The 18,714-nt window shown below is 72.7% G+C and carries 17 protein-coding genes; 7 read left to right on the top strand and 10 right to left on the bottom strand.

The window, feature by feature from the left end:
- Positions 1–20 precede the first annotated feature (20 nt).
- From AC07DC_RS37140 to AC07DC_RS37125, 4 genes are read right to left on the bottom strand one after another with little or no spacing between them, the layout of a single operon-like run.
- Positions 21–1,676, bottom strand: coding sequence for an FAD-binding dehydrogenase (locus tag AC07DC_RS37140; protein WP_478919139.1), 1,656 nt, complete (start codon positions 1,674–1,676; stop codon positions 21–23).
- 43 nt (positions 1,677–1,719) lie between these two features.
- The gene (locus AC07DC_RS37135) at positions 1,720–2,514 is read right to left on the bottom strand and encodes an energy-coupling factor ABC transporter ATP-binding protein (RefSeq protein WP_478919080.1); all 795 of its coding nucleotides are present in this window, start codon (positions 2,512–2,514) and stop codon (positions 1,720–1,722) included.
- Positions 2,511–3,275, bottom strand: coding sequence for a cobalt ECF transporter T component CbiQ (gene cbiQ / locus AC07DC_RS37130; protein WP_478919079.1), 765 nt, complete (start codon positions 3,273–3,275; stop codon positions 2,511–2,513). The genes AC07DC_RS37135 and cbiQ overlap by 4 nt, the downstream gene beginning before the upstream one ends.
- A gap of 2 nt (positions 3,276–3,277) precedes the next feature.
- Positions 3,278–4,378, bottom strand: coding sequence for an energy-coupling factor ABC transporter permease (locus tag AC07DC_RS37125; protein WP_478919077.1), 1,101 nt, complete (start codon positions 4,376–4,378; stop codon positions 3,278–3,280).
- A 127-nt stretch (positions 4,379–4,505) separates the two neighbouring features.
- Between AC07DC_RS37125 and AC07DC_RS37120 the strand changes: the two genes are divergently transcribed.
- The gene (locus tag AC07DC_RS37120; RefSeq protein WP_478919137.1) at positions 4,506–8,006 is read left to right on the top strand and encodes a S41 family peptidase; all 3,501 of its coding nucleotides are present in this window, start codon (positions 4,506–4,508) and stop codon (positions 8,004–8,006) included.
- Between the two features lie 118 nt (positions 8,007–8,124).
- Here the strand turns inward: AC07DC_RS37120 and AC07DC_RS37115 are convergent, their stop codons facing one another.
- The 4 genes from AC07DC_RS37115 to AC07DC_RS37100 all read right to left on the bottom strand — a co-directional run bounded on the left by AC07DC_RS37115 (position 8,125) and on the right by AC07DC_RS37100 (position 11,790).
- Positions 8,125–8,316: a hypothetical protein gene (locus AC07DC_RS37115; RefSeq protein ID WP_478919075.1), complete on the bottom strand. Its 192-nt coding sequence runs from the start codon at positions 8,314–8,316 to the stop codon at positions 8,125–8,127.
- Between the two features lie 104 nt (positions 8,317–8,420).
- Positions 8,421–9,317, bottom strand: coding sequence for an SDR family oxidoreductase (locus AC07DC_RS37110; protein WP_478919074.1), 897 nt, complete (start codon positions 9,315–9,317; stop codon positions 8,421–8,423).
- Positions 9,314–10,294, bottom strand: a complete 981-nt coding sequence (locus tag AC07DC_RS37105; protein WP_478919073.1) for an alpha/beta fold hydrolase — start codon at positions 10,292–10,294, stop codon at positions 9,314–9,316. Before AC07DC_RS37105 ends, AC07DC_RS37110 begins: the two co-directional genes overlap by 4 nt.
- Positions 10,291–11,790 (bottom strand): flavin-containing monooxygenase, encoded by a 1,500-nt coding sequence (locus AC07DC_RS37100; RefSeq protein ID WP_478919071.1) that lies wholly within the window; start codon positions 11,788–11,790, stop codon positions 10,291–10,293. Before AC07DC_RS37100 ends, AC07DC_RS37105 begins: the two co-directional genes overlap by 4 nt.
- Positions 11,791–12,023: 233 nt before the next feature.
- Here AC07DC_RS37100 and AC07DC_RS37095 point away from each other — a divergent pair, with 233 nt between their 5' ends.
- The 4 genes from AC07DC_RS37095 (at position 12,024) to AC07DC_RS37080 (ending at position 14,046) form a co-directional block, all read left to right on the top strand.
- Positions 12,024–12,815, top strand: a complete 792-nt coding sequence (locus AC07DC_RS37095) for a MerR family transcriptional regulator (protein WP_478919136.1) — start codon at positions 12,024–12,026, stop codon at positions 12,813–12,815.
- A 246-nt stretch (positions 12,816–13,061) separates the two neighbouring features.
- Positions 13,062–13,250, top strand: coding sequence for a hypothetical protein (locus tag AC07DC_RS37090; RefSeq protein ID WP_478919069.1), 189 nt, complete (start codon positions 13,062–13,064; stop codon positions 13,248–13,250).
- Between the two features lie 95 nt (positions 13,251–13,345).
- The gene (locus AC07DC_RS37085) at positions 13,346–13,612 is read left to right on the top strand and encodes a DUF2630 family protein (RefSeq protein WP_478919068.1); all 267 of its coding nucleotides are present in this window, start codon (positions 13,346–13,348) and stop codon (positions 13,610–13,612) included.
- Positions 13,609–14,046: a (4Fe-4S)-binding protein gene (locus AC07DC_RS37080; protein WP_478919066.1), complete on the top strand. Its 438-nt coding sequence runs from the start codon at positions 13,609–13,611 to the stop codon at positions 14,044–14,046. Before AC07DC_RS37085 ends, AC07DC_RS37080 begins: the two co-directional genes overlap by 4 nt.
- Before the next feature lie 40 nt (positions 14,047–14,086).
- Here AC07DC_RS37080 and AC07DC_RS37075 read toward each other — a convergent pair whose 3' ends face one another.
- Entirely contained in the window at positions 14,087–14,923 is an 837-nt protein-coding gene (locus tag AC07DC_RS37075; RefSeq protein ID WP_478919065.1) for an isocitrate lyase/PEP mutase family protein, read from the bottom strand.
- Between the two features lie 187 nt (positions 14,924–15,110).
- Between AC07DC_RS37075 and AC07DC_RS37070 the strand changes: the two genes are divergently transcribed.
- Together AC07DC_RS37070 and AC07DC_RS37065 are read left to right on the top strand one after the other, a co-directional pair.
- Positions 15,111–16,592: an AlkA N-terminal domain-containing protein gene (locus AC07DC_RS37070; protein ID WP_478919063.1), complete on the top strand. Its 1,482-nt coding sequence runs from the start codon at positions 15,111–15,113 to the stop codon at positions 16,590–16,592.
- Positions 16,592–17,092, top strand: a complete 501-nt coding sequence (locus AC07DC_RS37065) for a methylated-DNA--[protein]-cysteine S-methyltransferase (protein WP_478919062.1) — start codon at positions 16,592–16,594, stop codon at positions 17,090–17,092. The genes AC07DC_RS37070 and AC07DC_RS37065 overlap by 1 nt, the downstream gene beginning before the upstream one ends.
- A 38-nt stretch (positions 17,093–17,130) precedes the next feature.
- Here the strand turns inward: AC07DC_RS37065 and yczR are convergent, their stop codons facing one another.
- Positions 17,131–18,663 carry a MocR-like transcription factor YczR gene (yczR, locus tag AC07DC_RS37060; protein ID WP_478919061.1) on the bottom strand — a complete coding sequence of 511 codons (1,533 nt, stop codon included), beginning with the start codon at positions 18,661–18,663 and terminating at the stop codon, positions 17,131–17,133.
- Between the last annotated feature and the right edge of the window lie 51 nt (positions 18,664–18,714).

Raw genomic sequence — 18,714 nt, 5'->3', positions numbered from 1 at the left:
GCCGGTGGCCCGGGCCGCCGCTACGCGGTCGCCGCTGCCGCCGCCCGGCCCGCCGTGCGCCCGGAGAAGATGCAGCCGCCGAGGAACGTCCCCTCCAGCGAGCGGTAGCCGTGCATGCCCCCGCCGCCGAACCCGGCCGCCTCGCCCGCCGCGTACAGCCCGCCCAGCGGTTCGCCGCCCGCCTGCAGCACCCGTCCGTCGAGGTCGGTCTCCAGCCCACCGAGCGACTTGCGCGTCAGGATGTTCAGCCGGACCGCGATCAGCGGGCCCGCCTTCGGGTCCAGGATCCGGTGCGGCGACGCCGTGCGGATCAGCTTGTCGCCGAGGTAGTTGCGCGCTCCGCGGATCGCCATGACCTGGAGGTCCTTGGTGAACGTGTTCGCGATCTCCCGGTCCCGCGCCTCGATCTCGCGGCGCAGCGCGCTCTCGTCGATCAGCGCGTCCTTGGTGATCGCGTTCATCCCCCGGACCAGTGCCGACAGATCCTTCTCGACCACGAAGTCGGGTCCGTGCTTCTTGAAGGCCTCGACGGGCCCGGTGGCGCCCGGCAGCGCGCGCTTGAGCACGTCGCGCACGCTCTTGCCCGTCAGGTCCGGGTTCTGCTCGGAGCCCGAGAGCGCGAACTCCTTCTCGATGATCTTCTGGGTGAGGACGAACCACGTGTAGTCGTACCCCGTGGTCATGATGTGCTCGAGCGTCCCCAGGGTGTCGAAGCCCGGGAAGAGCGGGACCGGCAGCCGCTCGCCGCGCGCGTTCAGCCACAGCGACGACGGGCCCGGCAGGATCCGGATGCCGTGCCGCGCCCAGATCGGGTCCCAGTTCTCGATGCCTTCGGTGTAGTGCCACATCCGGTCGCCGTTGATCAGGTTCGCGCCGGCGGCGCCGGCCGTGCCGAGCATCAGGCCGTCCACGTGCGCGGGGACGCCGGACAGCAGCTTCTCGGGGGGCGCACCGAGCCGGGCGGGCCAGCTCTTGCGCACGAGGTCGTGGTTGCCGCCGATGCCCCCGGAGGTGACGATCACGGCCTGCGCCGTCAGGGTGAACTCCTCGCTCACCTCGCGCGAACTGGCCTCACCGCGCTTGGCGGTGTCGGCGACCAGGATCTCGCCAGTCACGCCGTCCACGGTGCCGTCCGTCGCGCTCAGCCCGGTCACCCGGTGCCGGAACCGCAGTTCGACGCGGCCCTGCGCCACGGCCTCGCGCACCCGGCGGACGAACGGCTCGATGATGCCGGGACCGGTGCCCCAGGTGATGTGGAAGCGCGGCACCGAGTTGCCGGGGCCGGTCGCCAGGAAGCCGCCCCGTTCGGCCCAGCCGACCACCGGGAAGAACCGCACGCCGCGCTCGTGCAGCCAGGCGCGCTTCTCGCCCGCGGCGAAGTCCACGTACGCCTCGGCCCACTTGCGCGGCCAGTGGTCCTCCGGACGGTCGAAGCCCGCCGTGCCCATCCAGTCCTGGAGGGCCAGCTCCCGGCTGTCCTTGATGCGCATCCGGCGCTGCTCCGGCGAATCGACCAGGAACAGCCCGCCGAACGACCAGAACGCCTGACCGCCGAAGGACGCTTCCGGTTCCTGGTCCACCAGGATCACCTTGCGGCCCGCCGCGGCGAGCTCGGCTGTCGCCACCAGCCCGGAGAGTCCTGCTCCTACGACGATGACGTCCGCGTCCATGGCCATGGCGGTGCCCTCCGGGTGCGGTGGTTGGATGCTCGGGGGCACGTTACCTCGCGGTAGGGGCCGTCACCGAGCGGGGGTTGAAGCCGAAGGGAAGTTCGAGCCGGTGGGCCCGCATCAGCTCCTCGTCGCAGAGGAGTTCCTGGGTGCGGCCGTCGGCGGTGATGACGCCGTCGCTGAGGACGACCGCGCGGGGGCAGAGCTCCAGGGCGTACGGGAGGTCGTGGGTGACCATCAGGACGGTGACGTCCAACGAACGGAGGATGTCGGCCAGCTCGCGGCGGGAGGCGGGGTCGAGGTTGGACGAGGGCTCGTCCAGGACCAGGATCTCCGGCCGCATCGCGAGCACGGTGGCCACGGCGACCCGGCGGCGCTGTCCGAAGGACAGGTGGTGCGGCGGGCGGGCCGCGAAGTCGGCCATGCCGACCTGGTCGAGGGCGGTCATGACGCGCGCCTCCAGCTCCGGGCCGCGCAGCCCCCCGGCCGCGGGGCCGAAGGCGACGTCCTCGCGGACGGTCGGCATGAAGAGCTGGTCGTCGGGGTCCTGGAAGACGATGCCGACCCGGCGGCGGATCTCGGCGAGGTGCTTCTTGCCGACGGGCAGACCGCCGACGGTGACGGTGCCGGCGCCGCCGGTCAGGATCCCGTTGAGGTGCAGGACGAGGGTGGTCTTGCCCGCGCCGTTGGGCCCGAGCAGCGCCACCCGCTCGCCGCGGGCGACGCTCAGGTCGACGCCGAAGAGGGCCTGGTGGCCGTCCGGGTAGGCGAAGGCCAGGCCGCGTACGTCCAGCGAGGGAGGCATGGTGTCGGCGGCCATTTCGGCGGTCAGTTCGGTGGTCATCTCAGCGTCCATCCTGTCAGGCAGACGGCCAGGGCCAGTACGGGGAGCACGGCGGCGTGCGACCACTGGGCGCGGGTGGCGGTGACGTCGTCGATGACGGGCATCGTGCCCGTGTAGCCGCGGCTGACCATCGCCAGGTGGACCCGTTCACCGCGCTCGTAGGAGCGGATGAAGAGCGCGCCCGCGGACTTCGCGAGGACCGGCCAGTGCCGGACGCCACGGGCCTGGAAGCCGCGGGACTCACGGGCGATCCGCATCCGCCGCATCTCGTCGGTGATGACATCGCCGTAACGGATCATGAAGGACGCGATCTGGACGAGGAGCGGCGGCATCCGCAGCCGCTGGAGGCCGAGCAGCAGCTCGCGCAGCTCGGTGGTGGCGGCGAGCAGCACGGACGCGGCGACGCCGAGGGTGCCCTTGGCCAGCACGTTCCAGGCGCCCCACAGCCCGTTCTCGCTCAGCGAGAGGCCGAGGAAGTCGACGTGCGGGCCGGTCGCGACGAACGGCAGCAGGACGGCGAAGGCGACGAAGGGCACCTCGATCAGGAGCCTGCGGAGCAGGAACGGGATCGGCACGCGGGCGCGGAACGCGACGGCCACCAGCAGGACCGCGTACAGGCCGAAGGCCCACATCGACTCGCGCGGGGTGGAGACCACGACGAGGACGAAGCCGAAGACGGCCGCGATCTTGCAGTGCGGGGGCATGCCGTGCACGGGCGAGTGCCCGTGCCGGTAGAGCCGGTGTGCGTGTCCCGCGCCCATCGTCAGGCCCCCTGGCCCTGGAGCGGCCGGCCGGTGTGCGTGCGGCGGCGCCGTACGACGACGAAGACGCCGGAACCGACGGTCAGGGTCGCGCCGACGCCGATGACACCGGCGAGACCGCCGGAGAGCCGGGCGTCACCGACGTCCTTGACGCTGTAGCCCGCGAGCGGGGAGTCGTCGGACGCGTGCGGCTTGGCCTTCTCGTCGATGCCCTTGTCGTGGGCGACCTTCTCCAGGCCGTCGGGGCTGGCGGAGGCGTAGTAGCTGACGCCGCCGGCGAGGGCCAGTGCCGCGATCAGGCCCGCGATCCAGACCGGCCGGTTGGACCGGCCGGCGGGTGCGGGGGCGATCATGACGACGGCGGGCGCCGGGGTGACCACGTTCACCGTCGCCGGGCGGGCCTCGCCCGGCACCAGCGGGGCGCCGGTCGGCGTGGTGCGCAGTTCCAGCGGCTTGCTCAGCCCCCTGGCCCCGTAGACCAGGTCGGGGCGTACGGCGACGACCGCGCCGACCGTGGCGGCGGTGATCGCGGCCTCGCCGATGCCGATCAGCACATGGACGCCGACCATCGCGGTGGCGACCTTGCCGATCGGGACGTCAGTGGTGCCGCCGAGCCAGTAGATCGTGGTGAACGCGACGGCGGCGGCCGGCACCGAGACGACGGCGGCGGCGAAGGACGCCACGGTGATGGAGGCGCGGCTGCGGGGCAGCACCTTCACCAGGCCGCGGAAGATCGCGTAGGCGACGACGGTCGTCACGATCGCCATGTCGGTGATGTTGGTGCCGAGCGCGGTGAGCCCGCCGTCCGCGAACAGGACACCCTGCATGAGCAGGACCACCGACACGCACAGGACCCCGGTGTACGGGCCGACGAGTATCGCGGCGAGCGCGCCGCCCAGCAGGTGGCCGCTGGTGCCGGCGGCCACCGGGAAGTTCAGCATCTGCACGGCGAAGATGAAGGCGGCGACCAGGCCCGCGAGCGGCGCGGTGCGCTCGTCCAGCTCGCGGCGGGCGCCACGCAGGCTGATCGCGACGGCCGCGATGGCGACGACACCGGTCGCCGCTGACACCGGAGTGTCGATGAATCCGTCGGGTACGTGCATGGGGGTCCCCTCGAGTCCTGCCTGGTCAACCGTTTGATAGTAGTGGCTACCTGCAACCGATGTGCAAGAGCGGTTCGGATGCGCTGGGGGCACGTACGAGTTGCCCGCACTCCCCATGGCCAGAACCATGGGGAAGGTGAGCGATGGCGCGTATCTCCGGTTTCCGCATGTTCATGGCGACATGCTGTGCTTCGTCGCCGAGGACGATGTCTGGGTCGCGCCACTGGGGCCACCGGGCACCGCCCCCGGCCGGGCCTGGCGGGTCACGGCCGACCGCACGAGGGTCGGCTCGCCGCGCTTCTCGCCGGACGGCTCGGCCATCGCCTTCACCTCGTGGCGCAGCCTGGACCCGGAGATCCATCTCGCCCCGGTGGACGGCGGCCCGGCCCGCCGGCTGACGTACTGGGGCAGCTTCGACACCCGGGTGTGCTCCTGGACGCCCGACGGGCAGATCCTCGCGGTCTCCTCGCACGGCCAGCCGTTCTCGTACTTCTCCTGGGCCCACAGCGTGCCCACCGACGGCGGCCCCGGCGGCCGGCTGCCGTGGGGCCCGGTCTCGGACATCGCGGTCAGCGACGTCACCGGCGAGCGCCATACGCTGCTGCTCAGCGGCACTCCGCCGCACGAGCCGCACGCCTGGAAGCGGTACCGGGGCGGTGCGACGGGGCGGCTGTGGCTGCACGGCGAGCGGCTGGTGCCGGCGATCGACGGGCACCTGAACTCACCGATGTTCGTCGGCGAGCGGAGCGAGATGGGGGTACCCCCGGCCGAAGGCGGGGGGAGGATCGCGTTCCTCTCCGACCACGAGGGCATCGGCAACCTCTACTCGTGCCGGCCGGACGGCACGGAGCTGCGCCGCCACACCGACCACGCGGACTTCTACGCCCGCAGCGCCTCGACCGACGGGGAGCGCGTCGTCTACCAGTGCGCGGGAGAGCTGTGGATCGCCGACGACCTCTCCCCCGGCGCCCGGCCCCGCAAGCTGGACATCCGGCTGGGCGGCCCCCGCGCCGGCCGGCGGCCCTACCAGGTGCCGGCCGCCGCGAACCTGGACGGCCTGGCCTGCGACCGGACCGGCCGCGCCAGCGCGGTCTGCGTCCGCGGCAGCCTGTACTGGCTGACCCACCGGGACGGCCCGGCCCGCACCATCGCCGACGAGCCGGGCGCGCGCGTCCGGCTGCCCGAGATGCTCGGGGACACCGGCCGGATCGCCTTCGTCACGGATGCGGAGGGCGAGGACGGCATCGAGATCGCCCATCTGCCGGGCCGGGCCAGCCGCCCGGCGGTCCGCGCGGCGCTGGAGGGCCTCGACGAGGACGACGGCCCCGATGCCCTGGACGACGACGATGGGGACAACGAGGGCACGTCGGACAAGGCCACCCCCCTGAACACCCCCGCGGTCTCCACCGGCACCGCGGGCCGCGCCGCTGTGACCGGCACCGGGCCCCGGCTCGGGGTCGGCGAGCTGGGCCGCGTCCTGGAGCTGGTCTCGTCCCCGGACGGCCGCACCCTGGCCGTCGCCGCGAACGACGGACGGCTGCTGCTCGTCTCCACCGGCGAAGGCGGCCCCACGGCCGAGGAAGAGGACGAGGACGGCGACGAGGGTGGTTCCGGCCGCCCGACCGGCGCACCCGGGACCGTCTCCGAGCTGATCATGTCCACGAACGGCCCCGTCCGGGACCTCGCGTTCTCCCCCGACTCGGCCTGGCTGACGTGGTCCCACCCGGGGATCGGCCGGTCGCTGCGCTCGGTGAAGATCGCCAGGCTCGCGGACCGCACGATCATCGACGTGACGAACGGCCGCTTCGAGGACGAGCAGCCGGTCTTCACCCTCGACGGCCGCTATCTGGCGTTCCTGTCCTGGCGCGGCTTCGACCCGGTCTACGACGTGCACACCGGCGACCTGTCGTTCCCGCTCGGTTGCCGCCCCTACCTCGTACCGCTGAACTCCGCGACGCCGTCACCGTTCGCGCTGCCCGTCGACGGCCGCCCGATCAGCGGCCTCGACCCGGCGGAGAGCGGCGGGGACGGGCCCGTGGTCGTCGAGACGGAGGGGTTGGCGAGCCGCGTCACACCCTTCCCGGTCTCGGCGTCCAAGTACTCGGCGCTGGAACCGGTGCACGACGGCCTGGTCTGGCTGCGCTGGCCGATCTCCGGCGCGCTCGGCGAGACGTTCACCAACCCGACGGACCCGTCGGCGCGCCCGACCCTGGAGTACTTCAACCTGGCCAAGTCGAAGCGGACCGAGCTCGTCCACCACATGGACTGGTACGCGGTCAGCGGCGACGGCAAGCGGCTCGCGGTCTACGACGAGGGCGATCTGGCCGTCCTCCCGGCCACCGAGCGCGGCGACGACGACTCGACGGTCTACGTCGACATGCGGCGGATCCTGCACGAGGTCGACCCGCCCTCGGAGTGGCAGCAGTCCTACGCGGAGGCCGGCCGGCTCATCCGTGACTACTTCTGGGCGCCCGACATGTGTGGCATCGACTGGCCCGCGGTCCTCGACCAGTACCGGCCGCTGGTCGAACGCGTCGCCACCCCGGACGAGTTCGCCGATCTGCTGCGCGAGGTCCTCGGCGAGCTGGGCACCTCGCACGCCTACGTCAGCCCGGCCCGCCGCAACGAGGGCCCGGCGCACTACCAGCGGCCGATCGGGCTGCTCGGCGCCAACTTCCAGCACAACAAGGACGGTACGTGGACGGTGGCGCGGATCCTGCCCGGTGACTCCTCGGACTCCAAGGCCCGCTCCCCGCTGGCCGGCACCGGAATCCGCGAGGGCGCGGTGCTCACCCATGTCGACGGGCGGCCCGTCGACCCGTGCGCGGGGCCGTATCCGCTGCTCGCGGGCGCGGGTGGCACGACCGTGGAGCTGACGTTCACCCCGCCCGGCGAAGGGCATCCGCGCCGGGTCGCGGTCGTCCCGCTGATCGACGAACGGCCGCTGCGCTACCAGGACTGGGTCGCCAAACGCCGGTCCGTCGTGCGGAGTCTGAGCGGCGGCCGGTGCGGCTATCTGCACATCCCCGACATGGGCGGCTCCGGCTGGGCACAGTTCAACCGCGATCTGCGGATGGAGGTCGCCTACGAGGCGCTCATCGTGGACGTGCGCGGCAACGCGGGCGGGCACATCAGCGAACTCGTCGTCGAGAAGCTCACCCGCACCATCCTCGGCTGGGACCTCACCCGCAACGCCCAGCCCGTCTCGTACGCGAGCAACGCGCCCCGCGGTCCGGTCGTCGCGCTCGCCGACGAAGCGACCTCCTCGGACGGTGACATGATCACCGCCGCGTTCAAACTGCTGGGCCTCGGCCCGGTGGTGGGGTTGCGGACCTGGGGCGGGGTGGTCGGTATGACCGGCCGGCACAAGCTGGGGGACGGCACGGTGATCACGGTGCCGATGAACGCGGGCTGGTTCGACGCCTACGGGTGGGGCATCGAGAACTACGGCGTCGAGCCCGACATCGAGTCCCTGCGCACCCCGTTGGACTGGGCGGAGGGCCGGCACGCCCAACTGGACGTGGCCGTCCACACCGCCCTCGATCTGCTGGCCGAACACCCCGCCGTCACACCGCCCGACCTCTCCCGGCGCCCGGACCGCCGCCGCCCACCGCTACCGCCGCGCTGACCGCCGCCGCGCCGACCGCCAACTGCCGGAGCGCCGACGCAGCATGAGCGCCAGCGCAGCATGAAGGGGCGCACCCGTCACGGGTGCGCCCCTTCATCGTTCGCGCCGCGCAGGCGGACTAACTCCAGTTGTCCTGGGCGTCCTCGGCCGCGTCCTGGGCCTTGTCCCGGCCCTGGTCGCGCATGTCGGCAGCCTTGTCGCGGGCCTGGTCCGCGGATTCCGCGGACTTGTCCCGCTTCTCGCCCATGGCCTCCTTGGCCTTGTTCGAGAGGTCGCCGGCCTTGTCCTTGAACTGGTCGAAAGCGCCCATGATCACTCCTCCTGGAGTTTGTGGGGATGGGGCCTCGACCAGACTGACACGGCTGGACATGGTGCGCATGTCGGGGCATAACTCCCAGGTCAGCGCCGCTTTTGTCACCCTACGGAGCGTGACGACTGCGCTGCCTCGTCGGCCTCGCCGCCCCGTCCGACGAGCCCGCGCCGGGTGCCCGCCGTGGCGGCGAACCGCGGCTCGGCCCGGCGCATCTCCCGCCGCCCGAGCGGACCGCCGATGACCGACGGCAGATAGCCGCGGACCGACTGCATGCCGCGCAGCCACCACTGGGCGTACACATGCGGCGAGCGCCGCTCGATCCCGGCGGCGATCCTCTCGACGGCCGGCTCCAGCGGGTACGTGCGGTTCGCCGGCCAGGGCAGCTTGCCGCGCATGTGGCGCATGAGTTCGTCCTCGTCGGCGCCGCGCACCATGTCGGTGTCGGTCCAGCTCAGATAACCGACGCCGACCTTGACGCCCTTGTGCCCGACCTCGGCGCGCAGGCTGTGCGCGAACGCCTCGACGCCCGCCTTGCTCGCGCAGTACGCGGTCATCATCGGGGCCGGGGTGATCGCCGCCAGCGAGGCGATCTGCAGCAGATAGCCGCGCGAGGAGAGGAGCGCGGGCAGGAAGGCGCGGGCGGTGGTGACGCTGCCCAGCAGGTTGACGTTGACGACGCGCTCGAACGCGACGGGGTCGGAGTCCAGGAACGGACCGCCGGTCGCCACACCCGCGTTGGCGACCACGACATCGATCCGGCCGAAGTGCTCCAGGATCTCGGCCGCGGCCCGCTGCATCGCCGCGAGGTCGGTGACATCGGCCACCCAGTGCGCCGCGCCGCCGCCGAGCCCCTCCGCCACCAGCTTCAGCTGGTTCGGCTCCAGGCCGACCAGCGCCAGCTTGGCACCGCGCCGCGCGAGCTTGCGGGCGAGCATCTCGCCCACCCCGCGGGCGGCGCCCGTGACCACCACGACCTGTCCGTTCAACGACTGGCTCATACCGTCTCCTCCTTCACGGAAGGGGTCTCCCGGACCGGCAGGACCGGCAGGACCGGCAGGTGGTCCCTGACCAGACCGCGGACGACGCCCGCGACCGCGTCCGTGCCTTCGATGGGTGTCATGTGGCCGAGGCCTTCGAGTTCGGTCAGCCCCACGCAGTCGGGCAGCGCGGCGGCCATGCCGCGCGCGTGCACCGGCGGGGTCAGCTTGTCAGCCGTGCCGACCAGCACGGCGGTCGGCGCGGTGAGCCCCCCGAGCGCCGCGTCCAGGTCGAGTCCCGCCAGCACCCGTCCCCACGCCGAGCGCTGCCTGGTCCCGCAGGCGTGCACGATACGGGCGGTCGCGGCGACCTGGTCCGGGGTCGAACCCGATGCCATCACGCCGTACTTGAGCGCGGCGCGCGACAGCCCCGTGACCGGTCCGAGCGGGGCGCGCGAGCCGAGCAGCAGCCGGTGGAAGCCGTCGCGGACCTTCTGGGAGCGGATCCGCGGCGGCAGCACCTGGGTCTCGGCGAGCAGCCGTCCACTGCCGGTGCTGGCCAGCAGGGTGGCGGCCGTGCGCGACCGTACGGCCGCGCGGTCCGAGGCGGCCATCAGCGTCATCCCGCCCATGGAGTGGCCGACCAGGACCGCCCGTTCGCCCTCGGGAACGACGACTTCCAGCACCGCCGTCAGATCGTCGGCCAGCACCCGCGTGCTGTAACCGGTGCGGTCGGGAGTGCCGCTGCGGCCGTGGCCGCGCTGGTCGTAGGCGACCACCCGGAAGTCGGCCGCCAGGTCCCGGATCAGCGGCGCCCAGAAGATCGTGGAACAGGTCCAGCCGTGGATCAGTACGACGGTCGGCCGGTCGGCCGGCCCGTGCTCCTCGACGTGGATGAGGGTGCCGTCCGCCGAGTTCACGGCCAGTTCCCGGCGGGGTGCGGGGAGGGTGAACGGGCTGTCCGCCGCCGCTGCGCCCTTCGCGGTGATCCTGCTCATGACGCGGGCACCTCCACCGGCTCGGCCGTGCGCACGGGCGCCGGCACCAGGTCGTACTCTGCCAGCTTCACCTCGCGGGTAGCCCGCCGGAATTCGGCCGTCGTGCCGGGCCAGGCCGTCGTGTTGCGGCCCTCGGAGTCCAGGTACCAGCTCTTGCAGCCGCCGGTGTTCCACACCGTGCGGGCGGTACGCCGCTGCATCTCGGCGTTCCACGCCTTGACCGCCGCCGGTTTGGCGTCCAGCGCGGCCGCCCCGGTCCGCTCCAGGGTGCGCAGGTAGTCGGCGACGTAGTTGATGGACGACTCGATCATCAGGATCATCGAGCTGTTCCCGAGGCCGGTGTTGGGGCCGATGATCAGCAGCAGGTTCGGGAAGCCGTCGATCGTGGTGCCGCGCAGCGCGGCCATCCCGTCCTTCCAGTGCTCGGCCAGCGAACGGCCGCCGACACCGGTTATCCGGTCACCGATCGGCATGTCCGTCACATGGAAGCCGGTGCCGAAGACGATCGCGTCGACCTCGCGCTCGGTGCCGTCCGACGTGACGATCGTCGAGCCGCGCACCTCCTTGAGCGCCGAGGTGACCACTTCGGTGTTGGGCTGGGCGAGCGCCGGATAGTAGTCGTTGGAGAGCAGGATCCGCTTGCAGCCGATGGTGTAGTCCGGCGTCAGTTTCGCCCGCATCACCGGGTCCTTGATCGCGCGGCGCATGTGGTTCCTGGCGATCTGCTCGGTCGCCTTCATCAGCTGCGGACGCTTGACGAACGCGCCGACCTGGAACTCCCTGATCAGCCAGAGCAGTCCGCGCCGCGCCTTCGCGGTGCCGGGCACCGTGCCGTGCAGCCACCGTTCGGCCTTGTTGATGCCGCGGTCCATCCGCGGCATCACCCACGGCGGGGTGCGCTGCAGCACGGTCAGCGACTTCACCTGCGGCTGGATCGAGGGCACGATCTGGATCGCGGAGGCGCCGGTGCCGACCATCGCGATGCGCCGGTCCTTGATGTCGAAGTCGTGGTCCCAGCGCGAGGAGTGGAAGACCGCGCCGGGGAAGGTGTCGAGCCCCGGGATGTCCGGCAGCTTGGGGTCGGAGAGCGGGCCGGTGGCGGAGACGACGACATCGGCGGTCAGCTCACCCTGCGTGGTCCGGATGTGCCAGTGCCTGGCCTCCTCGTCCCAGCTCGCCGTGAGCACCTCGGAGTCGAAGCGCAGATGGGGCCGCAGCCCGAAGGTGTCGGTGACCCGCTCCAGGTAGGCCCGGATGTGCGGCTGCCCGGAGAACGTACGGGGCCAGTCCGCGTTCGGCGCGAAGGAGAACGAGTACAGGTGGGAGGGGACGTCGCAGGCGCATCCCGGGTAGCTGTTGTCCCGCCAGGTCCCGCCGACCGAGCCGGCGCGTTCGAGGATCACGAAGTCGGTGATGCCCTCGCGCCGCAGCCGGACGGCCGCGCCGAGCCCGCCGAACCCTGATCCGATGACCGCCACCCGCACGTGCTCAGTCATGGCGCCGCCTTCCTGCCCATCAATCACGCCAGCAATCACTGGCACGATCCGTACGGTAGACCACTGGGGTTACCGGCGGTAGGGGTCGGAGCCACCCAAGACGAACGGACGGCGCCCGGAGAACGCACGGCCCTCAGCACTCTCCGGGGACCGCATAGGCTGACGAGGTGGCCGAGGACGTGCAGGAAAACCAGGAGCAGCCCGAGGAGCGGAAGCCGGGACAGGAATACCGCATGGAGGCGCTGGCCGAGGCGGCCGGGATCCCCGTGCGCACCGTCCGCTTCTACCGCGAGCGCAAGCTCATCCCGCCACCGCGCCGCGAAGGCCGGATCGCCTGGTACAGCGAGGCCCATCTCGCCCGCCTCCGCACGATCGCCGCCCTGCTGGAACGGGGCCACACGCTCGGCGGCATCGCCGAGCTGATCGGCGCGTGGGAGAACGGCCGGACCCTCGACGCCGTCGCCGAACTCCTGGGCCTGGAAGGCGCGTTGATCACTCCGTGGTCCGAGGAGACCCCGGTCAGGCTCACCCCCGAGGCCCTCGCCGACTACTTCGGCGAGGACGTCACCCCGGAGAACCTGACCGCCGCCCTGGACATCGGCTACATCGCCGTCGACGGCGAGAACGTCGTCCACACCAGCCGCCGGCTGCTCGACGCCTCCGCGGCCCTCGTCCGCGAGGGCGTCCCGCTGGCCGCCGTGCTGGAGACGGGCCGCGCCGTGCGCGTCCACGTGGACGCGCTCGCCGATCTCTTCACGGTCCTCATCCGCAAGCACGTGGTGGACACCGCCGTGGAGTGCCTGCCGCCGGGCGAGGCGACCCGGCTTGCCGAGGCCCTGGAACGGCTGCATCCGCTGGCCAAGAACGTGGTCGACGCGGAGCTGTCGCTCGCCATGGACCGGCGGGTCCGCGCCGAGCTGGAGAAGTGGCTGCGGGAGCACGGGGTGTCCGAGGCGACCGAGGACCCGCCGGGCAACGTGCGGCAACCGCCCGGCGGGCGTACAAGCGGTGGCGGAACCCGCTAGCGCCGCGAATCCTGAGGGGGACCCGCCCCCGGCGCAGGAGGTACCGGCCCGATGACCACGCTCGCCGAGGCCGGACCCGCGACGGGACCGCCCCCGGGGCCGTCCTCGCGCAGCGCCGCCAGACCAACGTCCTCTTCGTGACGATCGTCCTCGGCATGCTGCTGGCCGCACTCGACCAGACCATCGTCTCCACCCTCCAGGATCGCCCGGGCCGGATACGCCGACTTCGACGGCAAGAAGCTCGCCATGACCGATGCCGGCCGCGCACAGATCGACCTCCTCGCCGGAGCGTGGCGCCGCTGGCTCGACGAGCGACTGGACGACTGGGACGTCTCCGATCCGGAGGACCGCGCCCGCCTCGACCGGGCCATCGACGGCATCGCCGGCCGCCTCCTGGACGAGGAGGAGGCACATCTCGAGCGCACGGCGCTGTGAACTGCGAAGGTGGAGAAGAGCCCGCCCGCAGCAGCACCGCACCGACCGGACCACCACCGACCGGACCCCGTATCGCCGCATTGAGGAGGCACCCCATGGACCAGCCAGACGACGCCAAGGCAGAACAGGCGATCCTCTCCAGGATCAAGGCCATGGTCGCGGACGAGAAGGCGCTGCGCGAGCAGCTGACCGACGGCCGGATCGACGTGGACACCGAGCAGGCCCGGCTCGCCGCCCTGGAGCGCGAACTCGACCAGTGCTGGGACCTGCTGCGCCAGCGCCGCGCCAAGGGCGAGGCCGGCGAGGACCCGGGCCAGGCCCGTGTCCGGTCCGAATTCACCGTGGAGGGCTACGAGTCATGACGGGAAGCGCCGAGGTACCGATCCCCGAGGGCGCGAAGGCCTACCCGGGGGCCGACATCACGGTCACCTTCGAGACCGGCCGCTGCCTGCACTCCGGCGAGTGCGTGCGCGGCCTCCACAAGGTCTTCGACTCCGCCGAGCGCCCGTGGATCAAGCCCGACGAGGCCCCCGCCGACCTCGTCGCGCAGGTCATCCGGCGCTGCCCCTCGGGGGCGCTGCAGTACCGGCTCGAGGGCGGCCACCCCGAGGAGCCGACCCACCCGACCGAGATCAGCCGCTCCTCCGCCGGAGGCATCACCATCCGCGGCGACCTCGTCATCCACACCGGCCGCGAGACCCGCACCGAGACCCGCGCCGTCCTGTGCGGCTGCGGCGCCACGGGCCATGCCCCGTACTGCGACCGCAGCGGCCCGTGCGGGAAGGCGACCGACTGACGGTCCGTCCCGCACGGGCCCGGGGCCCGCCGGCCATGGCTCAGGACGTGAACAGCGCCTGCAGGTCGCCGTATCCGAGGCCTTCCTCGACCGAGGTGTACGTGCCCTCCGTCAGGAATTCGCGGGCCGCACGCCCCACCAGCCCGTACGCGGACTCGGCCACCCGCCCGCCGATGCTGACGCGCGCCGCTCCGGCCCCGGCGAGCTCCGCGACGGACGGCGCGCCCGGTCCGGTGAGGACGTTGAGCGGCACGGAGATGCCCTTCGCGAGCTCGGCGATCACCGCGAGATCCGTCACGCCGGGGACGAAGACACCGTCCGCGCCCGCCTCGACGTATGCGGCGGCGCGCTCCAGCGCCGCGTCGAGCCGCGTCTCCGGCGCGCCGACGGCCCGGAGGTAGACGTCGGTGCGGGCGTTGATGAAGAGCGGGATGCCCGCCTCGTCGGCGGCCTTGCGCGCGGCGCCGATACGTTCCGCCTGCTCCGCGACGGTGCGCAGCGGCTCCGGCCCGCTCGCGAGCGCGTCCTCGATGTTGATGCCGGCGGCGCCGGCGGCGAGGACCCCGCGTACGGTCTCGGCGACACCGGCCGCGTCGTCCGCGAAGCCGCTCTCGATGTCGGCGGACACCGGCACACCGACCCGCGCCGTCACCCGGCCGATGAGCGCCAGCGCGAGGTCGCGCGGCAGCCGGTCGCCGTCGGCGTACCCGAGGCTCCAGGCGACTCCGCAGCTGGTCGTGGCGACCGCGGCCGCCCCCGCCTCCTCGATGATCCGCGCGCTGGCCACGTCCCAGGCGTTGGCGATGGCGAGCGGCCGGTCGGCGGTGTGCAGCGAGTGGAGGAGCAGGGCCTTGTCACGGAGGTTCGGCGTAGTCATGGACACAGTCCATCAGCCGTACGCGGCTTCGTCTGGCAGTTTTGCGACATCGACACCGACAGGAACGCTGACATCGACACCGGCGGTCCTGTCGCGCGGACGGCGATCGGAGCCCGGCCGTCCCGGCTGGAGGTAGATGTCGGATTCTCGCTAGACCGGTGCTGTGACCCGGGTCGATGCTGGAGACATGCACACCGACTTCGAACGTTGCGTACGCGCCGTGCAGTCGAAGGACGCCCGGTTCGACGGCTGGTTCTTCACCGCGGTGCTGACGACCAGGATCTACTGCCGGCCGAGCTGCCCCGTGGTGCCGCCCAAGGTCCGGAACATGAGTTTCTACCCGAGCGCGGCGGCCGCGCAACAGGCTGGCTTCCGGGCCTGCAAGCGGTGCCGGCCGGACGCGAGCCCGGGGTCGCCCCAGTGGAACGAGCGGGCCGACCTCGTGGCCCGGGCCATGCGGCTGATCGCCGACGGCGTCGTCGACCGGGACGGCGTCCCGGGACTCGCGGCCCGGCTGGGATACAGCACTCGCCAGGTGGAACGGCAGCTGCTCGCCGAACTGGGCGCGGGACCACTGGCATTGGCGCGGGCGCAGCGCGCGCAGACCGCCCGGCTGCTGATAGAGACGACGACGCTGCCGATGGGCGAATCCGCCTTCGCGGCGGGCTTCTCCAGCATCCGCACCTTCAACGACACCGTCCGCGAGGTCTTCGCCCTCTCCCCCACCGAGCTGCGCGCCCGCGTCGCCAAGGGCCGCCCGGCGTCCACCCCCGGCGAGCTGTCGCTGCGGCTGCCGTTCCGGGCGCCGCTCTGCCCGGACAACCTCTTCGGGCATCTGGCGGCGACAGCCGTACCGGGTGTGGAGGAGTGGCGTGACGGCGCGTACCGCCGCACGCTGCGGCTGCCGCACGGCCCTGGCATCGTCTCGCTGCGCCCGCAGCCCGATCACATCGCGTGCCGGCTGCGCCTGACGGACCTGCGCGATCTGGCGCACGCCATCAGCCGCTGCCGGTGGATGCTGGATCTCGACGCGGACCCGGTCGCGGTCGACGCGCAGCTGAGCTCGGATCCGGTACTGGCCCCGCTCGTCACCAAGGCCCCGGGCCGCCGGGTGCCGCGGGTCGCGGACGGGCCCGAGTTCGCGGTGCGCGCCGTGCTCGGCCAGCAGATCTCGACGGCAGCGGCCCGTACGCACGCCGGACGGCTGGTGACGGGGTACGGCGAGCCCGTCGAGGATCCGGCGGGCGGTCTGACCCATCTGTTCCCCGACCCGGCCGCACTGGCCGGCCTGGACCCGGCGGCACTGGCCATGCCGCAGACCCGCCGCGCCACCCTCACCACGCTGGTCACCGCCCTCGCCGGCGGCGAACTCGACCTCGACGTCGGCAGCGACTGGCAGCGCGCCCGCGCGCAGCTGTCCGCGCTGCCGGGGTTCGGCCCGTGGACCGTCGAGTCGATCGCGATGCGCGCGCTCGGCGACCCGGACGCGTTCCTGCCGAGCGACCTCGGAATCCGCTTCGCCGCGAAGGAGTTGGGCCTGCCCACCACTCCCGCCGCGCTCACCCGCCACGCCGCCGCGTGGGCGCCCTGGCGCGCCTACGCCGTCCAGTACCTGTGGGCGACCGGCGACCACGCCATCAACTACCTCCCGACGACCGGAGCCGCGTGATGTCCACCCGCACCCACACCGTGACCGATTCCCCCTGCGGTCCGCTGACCCTCGTCGCCCTCGACGGGACCCTCTGCGGCCTGTACATGACGCAGCAGCGGCACCTCCCCGCCGAGGAGACCTTCGGCGACCGCGACGACTCCGCCTTCGGCGCCGTCGAGGAGCAGCTCACCGCCTACTTCGCCGGGGAACGGACCGACTTCGACCTCCCGTTGACGTTGCTGGGCACCCCGTTCCAGCAGCGCGTCTGGTCCGCCCTGCGGGACATCCCCTACGGCGAGACCCGCTCCTACGGCCAACTCGCCGACCTCCTCGGCAACCCGGGCGCCTCCCGCGCGGTCGGCCTCGCCAACGGCAAGAACCCGATCGGCATCATCGTCCCCTGCCACCGCGTCGTCGGCGCCGACGGCTCCCTGACCGGCTACGGAGGCGGCCTCGACCGCAAGCGCTACCTCCTCGCCTTCGAAAAGGGAACCCACGAGCCGGCAGCCCTCTTCTGAGCCCGGGCGCCTGCCGATCGCGGCAGGGGCCGGGTCGGTCAGGCCATCCAGTGCGGGCGGGTCACCGCCGAGGCCAGCGGGCTGCCCGTCGAGTCGTTCAGCGCCAGGGCGACCCGCCGCACGGCCTCGTCCAACGTCCCGCCCGGCAGGGAGAACGGCAGCCGCAGCCGGTGCTCGAACGTGCCCGGCTCCACGCCGAAGCGCGATCCGCCCTCGATCCGCACCCCGTACCCGGCGGCCCGTTCCGCCAGCGCCGTGGCGGCCGGCTCACCGAGGTCGACCCACAGGGAGAGACCTCCGGGCGGGAGCCGCCAGCTCCACTCCGGGATGTCGCGGGCGAGGGCGGCTGCGAGCGCGGCGCGCCGGTCGCGTGTCTCGGCGACGCGCGCGGCGACGAGTTCGTCCATGCGGCGCAGCAGCGGCAGCGCGACGAGCTGGTCGATCACCGAGCCCGCCATGTCCATGGACACCCGGTGGCCGGCGAGTTCCGTGACGAGGCGAGGGGTGGCGCGGAGCCAGCCGATCCGCAGCCCGCCCCAGTGGCTCTTGCTCATCGAGCCGATGGTGATGACGTGGTCGGCGCCACCGCGTGCCGCGTGGGAGGCGAACGGCGCGGGCGCGGGCACGTCGATCGCGAGGTCGGTGATGGTCTCGTCGGCGACGAGCCAGGTCGACGACCGCTGGGTGGCGCGGATCAGTTCGGCGCGCTGTTCCGGCGGCATGAGGCAGCCGGTCGGATTGTGGAAGTCCGGAATCATGTAGGCGAGGCGCGGCACCGTCTGGCGGAGGGTCGCCTCGATGAGCTCCATGTCCCAGCCGTCGTCCGAGACGGCGACGGGCACGGTGCGCAGCCGGGCGCGGCGGATGGAGTCGAGGGCGTTGGTGTAGCTGGGGTTCTCGACCAGCACGCGGTCGCCGGGGCCGCAGAGCATCCCGACGGCCAGCCCGAGCGCCTGGAGGGCGCCGGAGGTGATGAGGATCTGGTCCGGCAACGTCTTCAGGCCGCGTCGGGTGTACCGGTCGGCGACGGCGGCACGCACTTCCGGCAGGCCGTAGGGGTGGTAGCCGGGCGTGTTCGCGTGCAGCGCCACGAGCGGCGCGACCTCGGCGAGCGCGTCGGTCAGCACGTCGGCGGGCAGCCCGCCGACGGCGTTGGAGAGGTCGATGGCGCTGTCCGGCCGCGCCAGCCGGTCGAGGCCGGTGTGCCGGTGGCCCTCCGGCAGCAGGGTCCAGGTGCCGGAACCCCGCCTGCTCCGGGCGTAACCGCTCTCGCGCAGCAGGTCGTAGGCAGCGGTCACGGTGGCACGGCTCAGGCCGAGCGTCGTCGCGAGTTCGCGTTCGGCGGGCAGTTTGACGCGCAGCGAGATGCGTCCGTCCAGCACGAGGGCGCGGATCGCCTGCGCCAGGCCCCGGTACGCGGGCCGGTCTCCGGCCCCGGGACCCGTCAGGTCGGGAAGCAGCACGGCGAGCTGCCTGCTGCCCAGCGGCACGCCGGAGGGCGTGTGGGTGGCCGAGCCGGTCGCTGATGTCGGCGGCGTGCCCGCACTCTGGACGGTCCCCATGTCTGCCATGCCAATCTCTCCCGAATGGCCCTGCCCTCAAGGCCAATTCCCCCAAAGAAT

Source organism: Streptomyces sp. NPDC045021, assembly GCF_056432645.1.
This window is presented reverse-complemented; position numbering and strand designations above follow the sequence as displayed.

Coding starts and splice junctions, on each gene's coding strand:
- AC07DC_RS37140 (WP_478919139.1), bottom strand. CDS start 1,676: ATGGCCATGGACGCGGACGTCATCGTCGTAGGAGCAGGACTCTCCGGG.
- AC07DC_RS37135 (WP_478919080.1), bottom strand. CDS start 2,514: ATGACCACCGAACTGACCGCCGAAATGGCCGCCGACACCATGCCTCCC.
- cbiQ (WP_478919079.1), bottom strand. CDS start 3,275: ATGGGCGCGGGACACGCACACCGGCTCTACCGGCACGGGCACTCGCCC.
- AC07DC_RS37125 (WP_478919077.1), bottom strand. CDS start 4,378: ATGCACGTACCCGACGGATTCATCGACACTCCGGTGTCAGCGGCGACC.
- AC07DC_RS37120 (WP_478919137.1), top strand. CDS start 4,506: ATGGGGAAGGTGAGCGATGGCGCGTATCTCCGGTTTCCGCATGTTCAT.
- AC07DC_RS37115 (WP_478919075.1), bottom strand. CDS start 8,316: ATGGGCGCTTTCGACCAGTTCAAGGACAAGGCCGGCGACCTCTCGAAC.
- AC07DC_RS37110 (WP_478919074.1), bottom strand. CDS start 9,317: ATGAGCCAGTCGTTGAACGGACAGGTCGTGGTGGTCACGGGCGCCGCC.
- AC07DC_RS37105 (WP_478919073.1), bottom strand. CDS start 10,294: ATGAGCAGGATCACCGCGAAGGGCGCAGCGGCGGCGGACAGCCCGTTC.
- AC07DC_RS37100 (WP_478919071.1), bottom strand. CDS start 11,790: ATGACTGAGCACGTGCGGGTGGCGGTCATCGGATCAGGGTTCGGCGGG.
- AC07DC_RS37095 (WP_478919136.1), top strand. CDS start 12,024: ATGGAGGCGCTGGCCGAGGCGGCCGGGATCCCCGTGCGCACCGTCCGC.
- AC07DC_RS37090 (WP_478919069.1), top strand. CDS start 13,062: ATGACCGATGCCGGCCGCGCACAGATCGACCTCCTCGCCGGAGCGTGG.
- AC07DC_RS37085 (WP_478919068.1), top strand. CDS start 13,346: ATGGACCAGCCAGACGACGCCAAGGCAGAACAGGCGATCCTCTCCAGG.
- AC07DC_RS37080 (WP_478919066.1), top strand. CDS start 13,609: ATGACGGGAAGCGCCGAGGTACCGATCCCCGAGGGCGCGAAGGCCTAC.
- AC07DC_RS37075 (WP_478919065.1), bottom strand. CDS start 14,923: ATGACTACGCCGAACCTCCGTGACAAGGCCCTGCTCCTCCACTCGCTG.
- AC07DC_RS37070 (WP_478919063.1), top strand. CDS start 15,111: ATGCACACCGACTTCGAACGTTGCGTACGCGCCGTGCAGTCGAAGGAC.
- AC07DC_RS37065 (WP_478919062.1), top strand. CDS start 16,592: ATGTCCACCCGCACCCACACCGTGACCGATTCCCCCTGCGGTCCGCTG.
- yczR (WP_478919061.1), bottom strand. CDS start 18,663: ATGGCAGACATGGGGACCGTCCAGAGTGCGGGCACGCCGCCGACATCA.